Annotated in this window: 11 protein-coding genes and 1 pseudogene; 4 read left to right on the top strand and 8 right to left on the bottom strand. The window is 67.2% G+C overall.

The features are described 5' to 3' along the window. The first annotated feature begins 52 nt into the window (after positions 1–52). Positions 53–925, top strand: coding sequence for a DMT family transporter (locus tag VPH47_RS14490; protein ID WP_049461770.1), 873 nt, complete (start codon positions 53–55; stop codon positions 923–925). Between the two features lie 590 nt (positions 926–1,515). Here the strand turns inward: VPH47_RS14490 and VPH47_RS14485 are convergent. Beyond that, positions 1,516–2,418 carry a peptidylprolyl isomerase gene (locus VPH47_RS14485; RefSeq protein WP_197610380.1) on the bottom strand — a complete coding sequence of 301 codons (903 nt, stop codon included), beginning with the start codon at positions 2,416–2,418 and terminating at the stop codon, positions 1,516–1,518. A 136-nt stretch (positions 2,419–2,554) separates the two neighbouring features. Between VPH47_RS14485 and VPH47_RS14480 the strand changes: the two genes are divergently transcribed. Both VPH47_RS14480 and VPH47_RS14475 read left to right on the top strand, forming a co-directional pair. Next, positions 2,555–2,920 (top strand): PadR family transcriptional regulator, encoded by a 366-nt coding sequence (locus VPH47_RS14480; RefSeq protein WP_014036489.1) that lies wholly within the window; start codon positions 2,555–2,557, stop codon positions 2,918–2,920. Beyond that, the gene (locus VPH47_RS14475) at positions 2,917–3,906 is read left to right on the top strand and encodes a sensor domain-containing protein (RefSeq protein WP_197610382.1); all 990 of its coding nucleotides are present in this window, start codon (positions 2,917–2,919) and stop codon (positions 3,904–3,906) included. Before VPH47_RS14480 ends, VPH47_RS14475 begins: the two co-directional genes overlap by 4 nt. Positions 3,907–4,074: 168 nt before the next feature. Here the strand turns inward: VPH47_RS14475 and VPH47_RS14470 are convergent, their stop codons facing one another. Further along, positions 4,075–5,382, bottom strand: a complete 1,308-nt coding sequence (locus VPH47_RS14470) for a polyhydroxyalkanoate depolymerase (protein ID WP_368851099.1) — start codon at positions 5,380–5,382, stop codon at positions 4,075–4,077. A gap of 93 nt (positions 5,383–5,475) precedes the next feature. Next, positions 5,476–6,066, bottom strand: a complete 591-nt coding sequence (locus tag VPH47_RS14465; protein WP_019337630.1) for a class I SAM-dependent methyltransferase — start codon at positions 6,064–6,066, stop codon at positions 5,476–5,478. A 153-nt stretch (positions 6,067–6,219) separates the two neighbouring features. Between VPH47_RS14465 and VPH47_RS14460 the strand changes: the two genes are divergently transcribed. Next, positions 6,220–6,675: a CopD family protein gene (locus VPH47_RS14460; RefSeq protein ID WP_014036492.1), complete on the top strand. Its 456-nt coding sequence runs from the start codon at positions 6,220–6,222 to the stop codon at positions 6,673–6,675. Positions 6,676–6,814: 139 nt separating this feature from the next. Here the strand turns inward: VPH47_RS14460 and VPH47_RS14455 are convergent, their stop codons facing one another. The 5 genes and pseudogenes from VPH47_RS14455 to lpxB all read right to left on the bottom strand — a co-directional run. Further along, entirely contained in the window at positions 6,815–7,774 is a 960-nt protein-coding gene (locus tag VPH47_RS14455; RefSeq protein ID WP_110711700.1) for an acetyl-CoA carboxylase carboxyltransferase subunit alpha, read from the bottom strand. Positions 7,775–7,887: 113 nt separating this feature from the next. Further along, on the bottom strand, positions 7,888–8,757 hold the full coding sequence (locus tag VPH47_RS14450) for a hypothetical protein (protein ID WP_368851098.1): 870 nt from the start codon (positions 8,755–8,757) through the stop codon (positions 7,888–7,890). Positions 8,758–8,812: 55 nt separating this feature from the next. After that, the gene (gene dnaE / locus VPH47_RS14445; RefSeq protein ID WP_110711702.1) at positions 8,813–12,403 is read right to left on the bottom strand and encodes a DNA polymerase III subunit alpha; all 3,591 of its coding nucleotides are present in this window, start codon (positions 12,401–12,403) and stop codon (positions 8,813–8,815) included. 268 nt (positions 12,404–12,671) lie between these two features. Then, positions 12,672–13,337: a ribonuclease HII gene (locus tag VPH47_RS14440; RefSeq protein ID WP_248859801.1), complete on the bottom strand. Its 666-nt coding sequence runs from the start codon at positions 13,335–13,337 to the stop codon at positions 12,672–12,674. Beyond that, a pseudogene (gene lpxB, locus VPH47_RS14435) lies at positions 13,334–14,497 on the bottom strand (lipid-A-disaccharide synthase); the annotation flags it as partial. The gene VPH47_RS14440 and the pseudogene lpxB, both read right to left, overlap by 4 nt. Positions 14,498–14,500 lie beyond the last annotated feature (3 nt).

Below are 14,500 nucleotides of genomic sequence, written 5' to 3'. Positions count from 1 at the left end.
CGCCCGATCCTGTCTGCCTTGGCGAGGAACAGACGATGGACGGAGGCAGGGCATGAATGCGGTCCCACAGGTGGCCGAGCGCGACTGGCGCACGCCGCTGGAATTGACCCTGCTGGGCGCCATCTGGGGCTGCTCGTTCCTGTTCATGCGGGTGGCGGTGCCGTCATTCGGCCCGTTCGCGCTGGTCGAGGTGCGGCTGGTGCTGGGTGCGCTGGTGCTGCTGCCGTTCCTGTGGCGGGCGCGTGCGCAGTTTCCGCCGCGGCGCTGGCTGTGGCTGGCACCGATCGGCTTGATCAACTCGGCGCTGCCGTTCGTGCTGTTCGCCTATGCCGCCGAACAGGCACCGGCCGCGATCGGTGCGATCTGCAATGCGATGACGGTGCTGTTCGCCGCGCTGATCGCCTTCCTGTTCTTCGGTGAGAAGATCGGCATGCGCCGTGCTGGCGCGTTGCTGGTCGGATTCGCCGGCGTGGTGGTACTGGCCACGGCCAAGGTCTCTGGCCTGAGTATCGGCACCGCGGTGCTGGCCGGTGCGGCGGCCTCGCTGCTGTACGGTCTGGGCGTGAACCTGGTGAAGCGGCACATGACCGGGCTGCCGTCGGCGGCTGCTGCGGCGGCAACGCTGTCCTGCGCTTCGCTGTGGATGCTGCCGATGGCGGTCAGCCACTGGCCGCAGGCGGCGATTCCGGCCAAGGCGTGGGGCGCGGCGATTGCCCTGGGCGTGGCCTGTACCGGCCTGGCGTTCCTGATGTTCTATCGTTTGATCGGCCGTATCGGCCCGTCGCGTGCGTCGACGGTGACCTACCTGATTCCGCTGTTCGGCGCGGCGTTTGCGTGGTTGTTCCTCGGGGAAGCGGTGACGGTGCAGATGCTGATTGCGGGTGCGTTGATCCTGGGGAGCGTGGCGGTGAGCCAGAAGGGCTGAGGGTGCCGAAGCGCTGGTAGTGCCGGGCGCTGCCCGGCAGGCCTTTTCCGCGCCTGCGGAGAGGTGTCACTTTCTTTGCTCGTGCAAAGAAAGTAACCAAAGAAACACGCCGCCAGGTCGCGAGCCGGTGCTGCGCACCGGTACCCTGCGCTTCTCGGTGAATCAGGGGACGGTGCGCAGAAGTCAGCCGACTAACAGTCGGCTCTACAGGACATCGGTACCTCTTCGCCCCTGATTCCCCTGCGATGCTCGGCTCACGCAAGGCGGACCCAGATCAAAGGCCACAGCCGCGAGTGCGGGCAGCGACAGTGCCGGACCATGCACGGCGAATGATGCGGCCGCTTTGGACGTTGGGTCCGCCTTGAGCGAGCCGAGCACCGCAGGTCCGGCGAGGGCGAAGAGGCGCGGGTGTCTGAGCGCAGCGAGTTCCCGCGCCGTCCCTCGACGGGCCGAGGAGCGCAGGGCACCGGTGCGTAGCACCGGCTCGCGGCCGGCGGAACGTTTCTTTTGGTTACTTTTCTTTGCGTACAAAGAAAAGTAACGCCCATGAACGATGAAGCGCCTTCAGCACGCGTAACGTGCGGAAACCATCACCGCACCGGCACCGGAATATTGCAGAGATCGATATGCCCCGCCGGGCGCTTGTAGAAATCATCCACGCGATTGCGGCGCGCCTCCACCGTATCGGCGAAGGTCTTCGAATCGGTGCGCAGCACCTGGATCGGCGTGCGCTCGGCTGCCGGCACGTCGCTGGCACGGCGGATCGACACGATCGGCGTGCGCAGCTTCGGGTCGGTGTAGAAGCCCATCGGCGCCGGGCCGCGCGGGATCGCGCTGAGCAGTTCCATGCCCTTCAATACGCGACCGACCAGGGTGATGTTGCGGTCCAGCTGGCGCGGCGACTGGCCGGTTACCACATAGAGTTCGGCGCCGATGCTGCTGTCTTCCTCGTTGCTGCGGCCCGCGCCGAGCATGCCGTAGCAATGCGCCAGCCAGGCCTTGCCGGCCTGCGGGTCCTGGCCGACCGGGAAGCCGTCGACGAATCCAGTCTGCGCCGCCCAGCCATCGCGGTCCGGCAGCACGTTCACCTTCAGTCCGGTGCTGGCGCGTTCGAATTCGGCCGGCAGCTTGCGCGCGGCGCTGCCGAACGGTTTGGCCCTGGTCGCGTCATCGGCGTCGGCATCGCCGAACTGCACCACGAAATTATCCTGCGAGCGGTAGATGCTGGTGCCGTCCCAGAAGTGCTCGTGGGCGAAGGTCTGGATGTTGGCGACATGGCGCGGGGCGAACTGCGGCGCCAGCTCGATGATCACCCGCCCGGCCGGCAGGTCCATGTACAGCAGGTTGGCCGGGTCCGGGGTGCGCCAGTCGCTGGCCGCCGAAGCATCAAGAATCTGCTGCGGGCTGCGGTAGGGCGTGGCCGAACTGGCCATGGCGGGCAGCAGGCAGGACAGGGCGAGGGCGGTCAGGGCAAGGCGACGGCGGTGCGGCATGGGATCCCCGGAACATGAACGAGGCTTCGATTCTGCGTGAGCGGCCCGGCCACGCCAACCGGCACGATGACTAACGACACATTCGCTATACCGAACTTCGCACTACTGTGGACTTCAACGTAGTGGAGGGCCGGTCATGTCCGAGGACGATGTCCAGCTGAAGAAGTTCCAGAAGGAGCTCAGCGCCGGGACGGTGTCGCTGGCCCTGCTGGCGGTGCTGGCCCGGGCCGGCGAGCCGCTGTACGGCTACCTCATTGCCAAGGAGCTGGAGCGGGTGGGCGAGGGGGTGCTGAGCGGCAAGCAGAGCGCGCTGTACCCGGTGCTGCGCAACCTGGAGGGCGCCGGCCTGCTGGAAAGCCATGTGGAGCCGTCCAGCAGCGGGCCGCCGCGGCGCTACTACCGCATCAACGAACGTGGCCGCGACGTGCTGGCGCAGTGGCGCCAGGCCTGGCAGGCCACCCGCGATTCCGTCGATTCCGTGTTGGAGGGGGTACCGCAATGAACGACCCGAGCCTGGCAGGCCGTGCCCTGCCGACCACCATTCCGCAGTACCTGGCGCAGCTGCGCGCGGCGCTGGAAGGCGCCGATCCGGCGATGGTGCAGGACGCGCTGTACGACGCCGAGGAGTACCTGCGTTCGGAGCTGGCCGCGCAGCCGGGCCGCAGCGAGGCCGAGGTGATCGCCGACGTCGCCGGCAGCTATGGCGCACCGGACGAAGTGGCCGAGATCTACCGCGAGACCGAAGTGACGGTGAACCGCGCGCTGCGTACACCGCGTGCGGATACCGCGCCGGTGCTGCGTGCGGCGGCGGAAGCCAGTGGTGTCGAGCCGGCCGCGCCGCCACCAGCGCCGGTACAGCGCTCGCTGCTGGCCCGCTTCTTCGGCGTGGTGGCCGATCCGCACACTTATGGCGCGCTGTTCTACATGCTGCTGTCGCTGGCCACCGGCATCTTCTTCTTCACCTGGGTGGTGACCGGCCTGTCGCTGTCGCTGGGCCTGCTGATCCTGATCATCGGCATTCCGCTGACCGTGCTGTTCTTCGGCTCGGTGCGCGGGCTGGCGCTGCTGGAGGGGCGGCTGGTGGAAGCGCTGCTGGGCGAGCGCATGCCGCGCCGCCCGCGTTACACCGACCGCAGCCGCACATGGCCGCAGCGCATCGGCGACATGTTCACCGACGGCCGCACCTGGCTGACCCTGCTGTACTTCGTGCTGATGCTGCCGCTGGGCATCATCTACTTCACCATCGCGGTGACGCTGCTGTCGCTGTCGCTGGGCCTGATCTGGGCACCGGTCGCGGCGATCTTCAGTGGCGACATTCCGGGTGTGTACGTCGACGGCGTGAACGTGCTGCCGATGGCGGCCTCGCCGCTGGTGGCGATCGTGGTGGCGGCCGTGGGCGCGTTGCTGCTGGTGCTGACCCTGCATCTGGCACGCGGGATCGGCAAGCTGCATGGGCTGATCGCCAAGAACCTGCTGGTGCGGCTGTAAGCGGTCAGGGGTCGGATCCCTGTTCGCAGAACAGGGCTCTGACCCCGGATCTGATCGTGCTGGGGTCAGAGCCCTTTCCGCTGGAAAGGGATCCGACCCCGGGAGCGCCAACCAAGGTTGGCATCTACCAGGGCGCACCGACCAAGGTCGGTACCCACCCTGGGCGGTTTACCCCGCCTTGCGGCGCAACGGGGTGACGTTGCTCTTCTTCTTCGTGGCCTTCGCCGCCGGTGCTTCGGCATGCGCGGCGAAGAAATCGCGCACCTTCGGGTACACCACTTCGCGCCAGCGACGGCCGCTGAAGATGCCGTAGTGACCGGCACCTTCGACGATGAAATGCTCGCGGCGGTCAGCGTCGATGCCGGTGCACAGCGCCTGCGCCGCTTCGGTCTGGCCGAGGCCGGCGATGTCGTCCAGCTCGCCTTCGATGCTCAGCAGCGCGGTATCGCGGATGGCCGACGGGTCGACCTTCTCGCCGTTGACCACCCACTCGCCACGCGGCAGCAGGAAGTCCTGGAACACCACGGAAATAGTATCCAGGTAGTACTTGGCGGGCATGTCCAGCACCGCGTTGTACTCGTCGTAGAAACGACGGTGTGCGTCGGCGTCTTCCAGGTCGCCCTTGACCAGGTCGGTGTAGAAATCCCAGTGCGAGCTGAAGTGGCGGCTTGGGTTCATCGACAGGAAGCCGGCGTGCTGCAGGAAGCCCGGGTACACGCGACGACCGGCGCCAGGATAGCTGGCCGGCACGGTGTGGATGACGTTGTTCTCGAACCACGACAGCGGGTTCTGCGTGGCCAGATTGTTCACTGCGGTCGGGCTGCAGCGCGCGTCGATCGGGCCACCCATCATCACCAGCGTGCGCGGCGTCGGTTCGCCACGGCTGGCCATCAGCGAAACTGCCGCCAGCACCGGCACGGTCGGCTGGCACACGCTGACCACGTGCAGGCGCTCCACGCCGAGGTGGCGGATGAACTCCTGGATGTAGGCGATGTAGTCGTCCAGGCCGAACTCGCCTTCGCTGGACGGCACCATGCGCGCATCGACCCAGTCGGTGACGTACACGCGGTGGTCGCGCAGCAGGGTGCGCACGGTATCGCGCAGCAGCGTGGCATGGTGGCCGGACAGTGGCGCCACCACCAGCACGAACGGCTGGTTGAGCATGGTGTGCAGCTGGTCGGCTTCATTGCTGTGGCGCTTGAAACGCAGCAGCTTGCAGAACGGCTTGCTCACTTCCTCGTGCACGACGATCGGCACGCGCTCGCCATCGACGTCGATTTCGTTGATGCCCCACTCGGGCTTCTCGTAATCCTTGCCGATGCGGTGGAAGAGTTCATTGACCGCCGCCAGGCGATCAGCACCGGGCATCTGCGACCACCAGTGGCCCTGGTTGGCGAAGAACCTGGCGTTGGCCTGGGCCTGGTGCACCCAGGGGGCGAGCAGGTTGCGGGTCAGTTCGTGCAGTTGATAGAGCATGACGACCGAATATGTATGGTCATATGTTGCCGCGCAGCATATCCCATCCGGGTGTCCCGCAGGTTAAGTTGGCTGAAAATAATGAATCCGGATTCACATCCGTTCCAGCGCGGCCGCATCGCCTGCCAGGGCGGGGCCGAGCCAGCAATGCGACCCTACCGGCTGCAGGCCGTGCCGGGCCAGCGTCCGCCGGTACCAGCGCGCCGGGCGGGCCTGGAAGCCGTCATGGTCGCCCTCGAACGCGTCCTCGGCGGCGAAGGTCTCCAGGAAGGCCACGCCGCCGGTCAGCTCGGCCACGCCGGCCAGACCGGCGCGCAGCTCGCGGTCGGGCACGTAATGCATCACGTCCGAGCAGATCAGCAGGTCGACCGGGGCACAGGGCCGCAGCCAGGCGAAATCGCCGAAGCGGGCCAGGTGCAGGTTGCGGGTCCTGCCGTAGCGGCGCACAGCGTACTCGCTGCTGTCGAAGCCGAGGTATTCGACCTTCGGACGCAGCTTCAGCAGCGGTGCACGCCAGGCGCCTTCACCGCAGCCGATGTCCAGCACGCTGCGGATCGGCCGCTCCAGGTAGTACTCGGCGCTGGCCACGGCCAACGCAACCTTGCGCGCCAGGCGGGCGCTGCCGCCGATGTCGGCACGGCGGTACCAGCGTTGGAAATAGGCGGCGTCGTAGGTCTTGTCCATGGGCGGCGTGCGGTCAGGATCGGGAAAGCGGTGCCTATCGTACGGTGTTGCGGCGCGCCATGCGTCGATGTGTCGCGGCGCTGGCGCGTGGGGTGGCCCGTTCACGTCATGCGAGAATGACGGCCAACCTACGCCAGCCGCCGGAGCGAGCGCATGCAGAGCTACTACTGGGTCAAGACCTTCCACATCGTGTTCGTGGTGGCGTGGATGGCCACGGTGTTCTACCTGCCGCGCATCCTGGTGAACCTGGCCGAGACTGCAGGCCAGCCGGCGGTGACCGAGCGCCTGCAGCTGATGGGCCTGCGCCTGTACCGCTTCGGCCACTCGATGTTCGGCCTGGCGTTCCTGCTGGGTCTGGTGCTGTGGCTGGGCTACAAGGTCATTCCGGATTTCCCGACCATGGTCGCGCCCGGCGGCGCCGGTTGGCTGCATGCCAAGCTGGGGCTGGTGGTGGTGCTGCTGGCGTATTTCATCTGGATTGGCCGCCTGCTCAAGGGCGTGGCCAAGGGCAGGGCGCTGCCGTCGTCGCGCGCGCTGCGCTGGATCAACGAGATCCCGCTGCTGGCCTTCATCCCGATCGTGTGGCTAGTGCTGGCCAAGCCGTTCTGAGTGGGGTCATCTGTACCCGGTAGATCCACGCCATGCGTGGATGCCGCCAGGGCGCAAACGAAAGAGCCGGGCATCTGCCCGGCTCTTTCGTTTCTGCAATCACCTGCGTGTTGCCGGCCAGCGGCCGGCACTACCGGGCTTAGGCCGCTTCGTACGTGCCGTAGCTGCGCAGGCGGGTGTAGCGCTGCTCCAGCAGCTGCTCGGTGGACAGCTTTTCCAGCGCATCCAGTTCGTTCAGCAGCACGGCCTTCAGGCGCTTGGCCATCTGCGTCGGGTTGCGGTGGGCGCCACCGGTCGGCTCGCGCACGACCTTGTCGACCAGGCCCAGGCTCTTCAGGCGCGGGGCGGTCAGGCCCAGCTGCTCGGCGGCATCCTTGGCCTTGCCGGCGTCCTTCCACAGGATCGAGGCGCAGCCTTCCGGGGTGATGGTCGAGTACACCGAGTACTCCAGCATCACGGTGCGGTCGCCCACGCCCAGCGCCAGCGCGCCGCCGGAGCCGCCTTCACCGATCACGGTGCAGATGATCGGCACCTTCAGTTCGGCCATCTCGATCAGGTTGCGTGCGATCGCTTCGGACTGGCCACGCGATTCGGCATCGATGCCCGGCCAGGCGCCGGCGGTGTCGATCAGGGTCAGCACCGGCAGGCCGAAGCGCTCGGCCATCTTCATCAGGCGCAGGGCCTTGCGGTAGCCCTCCGGCTTGGGCATGCCGAAGTTGCGCTTGATCTTTTCCTTGGTGTCACGGCCCTTCTGGTGGCCGATCACCATCACCGCGCGGCCGTTGATGCGGGCCAGGCCACCCATGATGGCCTTGTCGTCGGCGAAGGCGCGGTCGCCTGCCAGCTCCTGGAACTCATCGCAGATGATGCGGATGTAGTCGGCGGTGTACGGGCGCGACGGATGACGGGCCAGCTGCAGCACCTGCCACGAGGTCAGGTTGCGGAAGATCTGCGCGGTGCGCATGCGCAGCTTGTCCTGCAGCGCGTGCACTTCCGCCTCGACATTGACCGCCGGCCCGGCACTGGCGTTGCGCAGTTCCTGGATCTTGGCTTCCAGGTCGGCGATGGGTTGCTCGAAGTCGAGGTAGTTCGGATTCATCGGAAGCCGTCGTGTAAAGAAGAGGGGAATTCTAGCCGAATGCGTGCAAACCACCCGTACGCCTTCGTCTGGAAGGCGACGGTAGCGCAGCCGGGCAGGGGGCGCCAGTCAGCTCAGGGCACCACCAGGGCGCTGCGGCCCATCAGCTGGCTGCGCTGGGAGACGAAGTCGTTGTAGGCCTCGTTGGCCTCCCGGCCCAGGTTGCCGCCGAGGGTGGCAGTGGCCGAGGTGAAGGCCATCTGTGCGGCGAAATCCTGCTTGCGCAGGGCCTTCTGTTCTTCGGCGGTGGTGGCCTTCAGCCAGCGCGCATAGACCTCGCGCAGCGGCGCGGCATGCGCCTCGAAGGCCGGCACCAGCGCCGGCAGGCTGGCCGGGGCCGGTTCCAGGCTGAATGCCGGCGCCACGTAGCCGGCGGGCTGCTCGCGCTTGAAGGCGCCGGGTTCACCCATGCCTTCTTCCACGTAGGCGATGAAATCCGGCGCGGTGAACACCTTGGCCACGATCTGCCCGCCGCTGGAATCGACGTGGGCGACCACCTTTTCCTTCGGGAACGGTTCGCGCACGCCGTAGGTCCAGGTCTTGTCGATGAACAGTTCGTGGCGCTTCTCGAACGGACCTTCGAAGTCGACCCCGCCAAGTTCGATGCCCTTGTTGCCGACGCCGAAGTTCTTCAGCTTGCTCTCGTCGGTGACATAGACCTCGCGGGCGATCACGTACTCGCTGAGGGTCGGATTGATCAGGCCGCCACGACCGTCGACGTAGACGATGAAGCGCACGTCGCCGAGCTTGTCGGTGTGCAGGCGGTGCTCGCCGATGGCCAGCGAGACCGGGCGCGAGCCCTGCGCGGCCACCTGCAGGTCCTGGCCGTCGATGCTCAACGCCAGCGGCGTGTCGGTCGGGTTGTCGATCTGGAACTCGATCTTCGACGGGGAGCAGGCGGCCAGGACCAGTGCGGCAGCGAACGGGAACAGCAGGGTCTTCATTGGCAATCGTCCTTGATACTTGGAACGGGGAAACAGCAACACGAGGGCGCCCGACTCAACTGGCCCACGGCGGGCTGTAGCGCACCTTCAGGGTGCGCACGGCCGGGTCGGCGCGCAGCGCCTCCATCAGCTTGGAGTCGATGCGTACCGCGCTCTGCCCGGACACATCGAGCATGCCGGCGACACCGCCGTGCGGTCCCTTCAGCAGCAGGTCCAGGCGCAGTGGCGTTCGCCCCGGGCGATGGCGGTCGAGCAGCGCATCGATGCGCTCCCAGACCGGGCGCTGCTGGCGCAGGTCCAGGCGCAGCGACAGGCGCGTGGCGTAGTTGGCGCAGACTTCGTCGAAGTCCCAGCACTGGCGGATGCGCAGCGCGAAGCCGCCGTTGAATTCGTCCTCGCGCAGGCCGCCCTTGACCACCAGGATGCGGTCCTTGGTCATCAGGTGGCCGAACTCGGCCATCGCGTCGGAGAATGCGCTGCACTCGACGCGGCCGCGGCCATCCTCGAGCTGGATGAAGATCTGGCTCTCGCCCTTGCGGCGCACGCCGACCACCTGGCCGGCCAGCACGGTCTGCACTTCCGGGCGCCAGCGCTTCTCACCGCCACCACCGCCGCCACTGTTGGCGCTCCAGATCTTCTCCACCGAGCCCAGGTCGTTGCCGACCAGGTCGCGCACATCGTCGCGCCACGGGTCGAACGGGTGGCCGCTGAGGTAGAAGCCCAGCGTGTCGCGCTCGCCGTTCAGGCGCTGGAGCAGCGGCCATTCCTCGGCTTCAGGCAGATCCAGCTGGATCGTGGTCGCGCTCGGGTCGGGGCCGCCGAACAGCGAGTTCTGGCCCGACGCACGTTCGCGCGCCATCTGGTCGGTGGCCTTGATCACCTCCGGCAGCTGCAGCATCAGCGAGGCGCGGTTATGGCCGAGTTCGTCCAGTGCGCCGCAGTTGATCATCGCTTCCAGCGTGCGCCGGTTGAGCTTGGCCGAACCGACGCGGGTACAGAAGTCGAGCAGGTCCTTGTACTCGCCGCCCTTCAGGCGTTCGTCGACCACCGCTTCGCAGGCACCCTGGCCGACGCCCTTGATTGCGCCCAGACCGTACTGGATGGTGTCCGGCGTCACCGCCTCGAACATGAAGGCCGATTGGTTCACCTTCGGCGGCAGCACGGTCAGGCCGAGATTGCGCACCTCGTCGAGGAAGCCGACCACCTTGTCGGTGTTGTCGAGGTCGGAAGACAGCGTGGCCGCCATGAACTCGGCGGGGTAGTGGCGCTTCAGCCACGCGGTCTGGTAGCTGACCAGTGCATAGGCAGCGGCGTGGGACTTGTTGAAGCCGTAACCGGCGAACTTCTCCATCAGGTCGAAGATCGCATCGGCCTTGGCTTCGTCCACACCATCCTTGGCCGCACCTTCGCGGAAGATCTCGCGGTGCTTGGCCATTTCCGCCGGCACCTTCTTGCCCATCGCGCGGCGCAGCAGGTCAGCGCCGCCCAGCGAGTAGCCGCCGACGATCTGCGCCATCTGCATCACCTGCTCCTGGTACACCATGATGCCGTAGGTGTCCTTCAGGATCGCTTCGGTGCGCGGATCGGGATAGATGATTTCTTCCTGGCCGTGCTTACGCGCGTTGAAGGAGGGAATCAGGTCCATCGGGCCGGGTCGGTACAGCGACACCAGCGCGATCAGGTCTTCGAAACGGTCGGGGCGCGCGTCCTTCAGCAGGCGGCGCATGCCCGAGGATTCGAACTGGAACACCGCGCCGGTATTGCCGTTGGCGAAGATGTCCTTGTAGGTGGGCGTGTCGTCCAGCGGGATCGCGGCGATGTCCACCGGCGGGATGCCGGCGCGCTCATGGCGCTTGTTGATCGCCTTCACCGCCCAGTCGATGATGGTCAGCGTGCGCAGGCCAAGGAAGTCGAACTTCACCAGGCCCACTTCTTCCACGTCGTTCTTGTCGAACTGGGTGACCGGGTTCTTGCCGAGTCCGTTCTCGTCGTGTTCGGCGTACAGCGGGCAGAACTCGCTCAGCGGCTCGGGACCGATCACCACGCCACCGGCGTGCTTGCCGGCGTTGCGGGTCAGGTCTTCCAGCTGCAGCGCCAGATCGATCAGGTCGCGGACATCGTCCTCGGTCTCGTAGCGCTGGATCAGTTCGGCCGAGGCCATTTCCGAGCTCGGGCCTTCCTTGCCCTTGCCCAGCGCATCCTTCAGGTGGATGCCGAGGATGTTGGGGATCAGCTTGGAGACGCCGTCGACCAGGCCGTACGGGAAACCGAGCACGCGGCCGGAGTCGCGCACCACCGCCTTGGCGGCCATGGTGCCGTAGGTGATGATCTGGCTGACGCGCTCGCGCCCGTACTTGCGTGCGACGTAGTCGATCACTTCGTCGCGGCGGTCCATGCAGAAGTCGATGTCGAAGTCGGGCATCGACACGCGTTCCGGGTTCAGGAAGCGCTCGAACAGCAGGTTGTACGGCAGCGGGTCCAGATCGGTGATCTTCAGCGCCCACGCCACCAGCGAACCGGCACCCGAACCACGGCCCGGGCCGATCGGAATGCCCTGGTTCTTGCCCCACTGGATGAAGTCGGCCACGATCAGGAAGTAGCCCGGGAAGCCCATCTTGATGATGGTGTTGAGCTCGAATTCCAGGCGCTCGAAGTACTCTTCGCGGGTCTTGCCCGGCGCCAGCGGATTCTTCTCCAGGCGCTCTTCCAGGCCGTCGCGCGACATCTTCTGGATCCAGGTGTCCAGGGTCTCGTCGTCCGGCACCGGGTAGTTGGGCAGGAAGTAGGTGCCCAGCCGCATCTCGATGTTGCAGCGCTCGGCCAGCGCCAGCGTGTTGTCGATCGCATCGGGAATGTCGGCGAACAGCGCGCACATCTCCTCGGCCGACTTCAGGTACTGCTGGTCGCTGTATTCGCGTGGGCGCTTGGGGTCGTCCAGCACGCGGCCGGTGGAAATGCACACGCGCGCTTCGTGCGCGCTGAAATCCGACGGCGACAGGAAGCGCACGTCATTGCTGGCCACCACCGGCAGCCCGCGCTGGCCGGCGGCCATCAGCGCGAACTGGTTGAAGGTTTCCTCGCCCTCGCGGCCGGTGCGGGTCAGCTCCAGGTGCAGGCCATCGCCGAACACGCGCTGCCAGTCGGCCAGCTGCTGCTCGGCCAGCTCATGCTTTCCGTCCAGCGCCAGGCGCCCGGCCAGGCTCTGCCGGCCGGCCAGCGCGAACAGGTTGGCATTGCCGGCCTTCAGCCAGTCCGGGTGCACGGCCACGCCGCCTTCCGGACGATGACCTTCCATCCAGGCGCGGGTCAGCAACCGCGACAGGCTCAGGTAGCCCTCGCGATCGCGGCACAGCAGGGTCATCCGCCACGGGTCCTGGCCTTCCTCGGCGATCAGCACATCGGCGCCGGCGATCGGCTTGATGCCCACGCCTTCGGCGGCCTTGTAGAACTTGACCAGGGCGAACAGGTTGTTGAGGTCGGTCACCGCCAGCGCGGGCATGCCGAGTTCGACCGAGCGCGACAGCAGGTTGGCCTGCTTGGCCTTCTTCGGGTCCGCCTGGTCCGGCTTGGCCGGCACACGGATGGTGGAGTCCGCCAGCGAGAACTCGGTGTGGACGTGGAGATGTACGAAGCGGGAGTTGGACATGCCGGACCAGGTTGGAGCGCGCGGGCCCCGGGTGCCGACGGAGGAATCGTCGCCGGGGTCGGGAAGCGCTGGAGTGCCCGGTCAGGGTAGCGAGGGCAGGGGGAGGCGACAAGCTCTTGACGGCACGCGATATCGCATTCGCGCTCTCGCTGCCCACGGTTCGCAGGCGAACCGCGGGCCCCGTCTCACCATGCTTCCACACCCCCGCGCCCTTGGCGCGTCCCCCTGACTCAGGGGGACTGTTCCCCAGCAGGGTTGCGGCAGCCGTTCAGGTGATCGCGATGGTGGTCGCCTGCGGGGTGTCCAGGCACTCGCGCACCGGGGCGAAGCTGCGCCGGTGCTCCACGCAGGGGCCGTGCTCGCGCAGGGCGGCCAGGTGGGCCGGGGTGCCATAGCCCTTGTGCTGCTCGAAGCCGTACTGCGGGTGGCGGGCATGCACCTCCTGCATGTAGCGGTCGCGCGAGACCTTGGCCAGGATCGAGGCGGCCATGATCGCGCGGTCGATGCCATCGCCACCGACCAGCGCCTGCGCCGGCAGTACCAGCCCCTTGGGCACCACGTTGCCATCGATGCGCGCGAAACCGGCCACGTGGGCGACCGCCGCGATCACGTCGCGCATGCCCTGCAGGGTGGCCTGGTAGATGTTCAGGCGGTCGATGGTGTCCACGTCCACCAGCACCACATGCCAGGCCAGGGCCCGCTCGATGATGCGGTCATGCAGCTGCTCGCGGCGCGCCGCGGTCAGCTGCTTGGAATCGTCCAGGCCGTTGATCCGCGGCCGTGCCGGGTCGAACACCACGGCCGCCACCGCGACCGGCCCGGCCAGCGGGCCACGACCGGCTTCGTCGACGCCGGCGACCAGGCGCTCCGGTTCGACCACCGCCGCGCCATCGAACAGGGTCAGGCTGGCCGCCGCGGCGTGGCGGCGGCTCATGCCTGGGCCTGGTCGCGCATCAGCAGCTCGCCGACGGCGTCGGCGGCACGTGCCGACGCATTGCGGCGCAGGCGCTCATGCAGGCGCGCGTAGGTATCCTGCAGGTCGGTCACCCGTTGCGGATGGTCGAACCATTGCTGGATGGCGGCGGCCAGCTTGTCCGGGGTGCAGTCGTGCTGCATCAGCTCCGGCGCCAGGTCCTGGCCGGCCAGGATGTTGGGCAGGGCAAAGCGGTCGACCTTGATCAGGCCCAGCGCCTTGACCAGGCGGTAGGTCAGTTCGTTGACGCGGTAACCAACCACCATCGGCCGCTTCACCAGCATGGCTTCCAGGGTTGCGGTGCCGGAGGCCAGCACCACCACGTCGGCAGCGATCATCGCGTTGCGCGCCTGGCCGTCCAGCACATGCGAGTACGCGACCGGCAACGCCGAGCGTGACAGCTGCTCTTCGATCAGGCGCTTGCAGGCGGGGTTGGCGGCAGGCACTACCACGTGCAGGCCGGGGATGCGCTCGGAGACCTGCCAGGCGGCCTCGAAGAACGGTTCACCGAGGCGCGAGATTTCGCCCAGGCGGCTGCCTGGCAACACCGCCAGCACCTTGGCCGACGTCGGCAGGCCAAGCGCGGCGCGCGCTTCCTCGCGGTTGCCCTGCAGGGGGATGTCATCGGCCATCGGATGGCCAACGAAGCGTGCGTCGATGCCGTGCTTGGCATAGATCGGGGGTTCCATCGGGAACAGGCACAGCACCAGGTCAGCGCTGCTGCCGATCTTCTCGGCGCGCTTCTCGCGCCAGGCCCAGACCGAGGGGCTCACGTAATGCACGGTGCGCACGCCGCGCTGCTTCAGCCAGCGTTCGATGCCCAGGTTGAAGTCGGGCGCGTCGATGCCGATGAACACGTCCGGCTGCCATTCCAGTGCACGCTGGCGAAACGCGGAACGCAGTTTCAGCAGGCGTGGCAGGTGGCGCAGTACTTCGGTCAGGCCCATCACCGCCAGCTCGCTGGCATCGTGCCAGGTCAGGCAGCCGGCGCTGCGCATGGCATCGCCACCGATGCCGGCGAATTCGGCATTCGGAAAGCGTGCCTTCAGCTCGCGCACCAGGCCCGCACCCAGCAGATCACCGGAGGCCTCACCGGCCACCAGTGCGATCCGCAACGGGCGCTC

The organism is Stenotrophomonas sp. WED208 (genome assembly GCF_040984485.1).
GTDB classification, from domain to species: domain Bacteria; phylum Pseudomonadota; class Gammaproteobacteria; order Xanthomonadales; family Xanthomonadaceae; genus Stenotrophomonas; species Stenotrophomonas riyadhensis.
The sequence above is the reverse complement of the archived record's forward strand: the minus strand, read 5'-3'. Positions and strand labels throughout refer to the sequence as shown.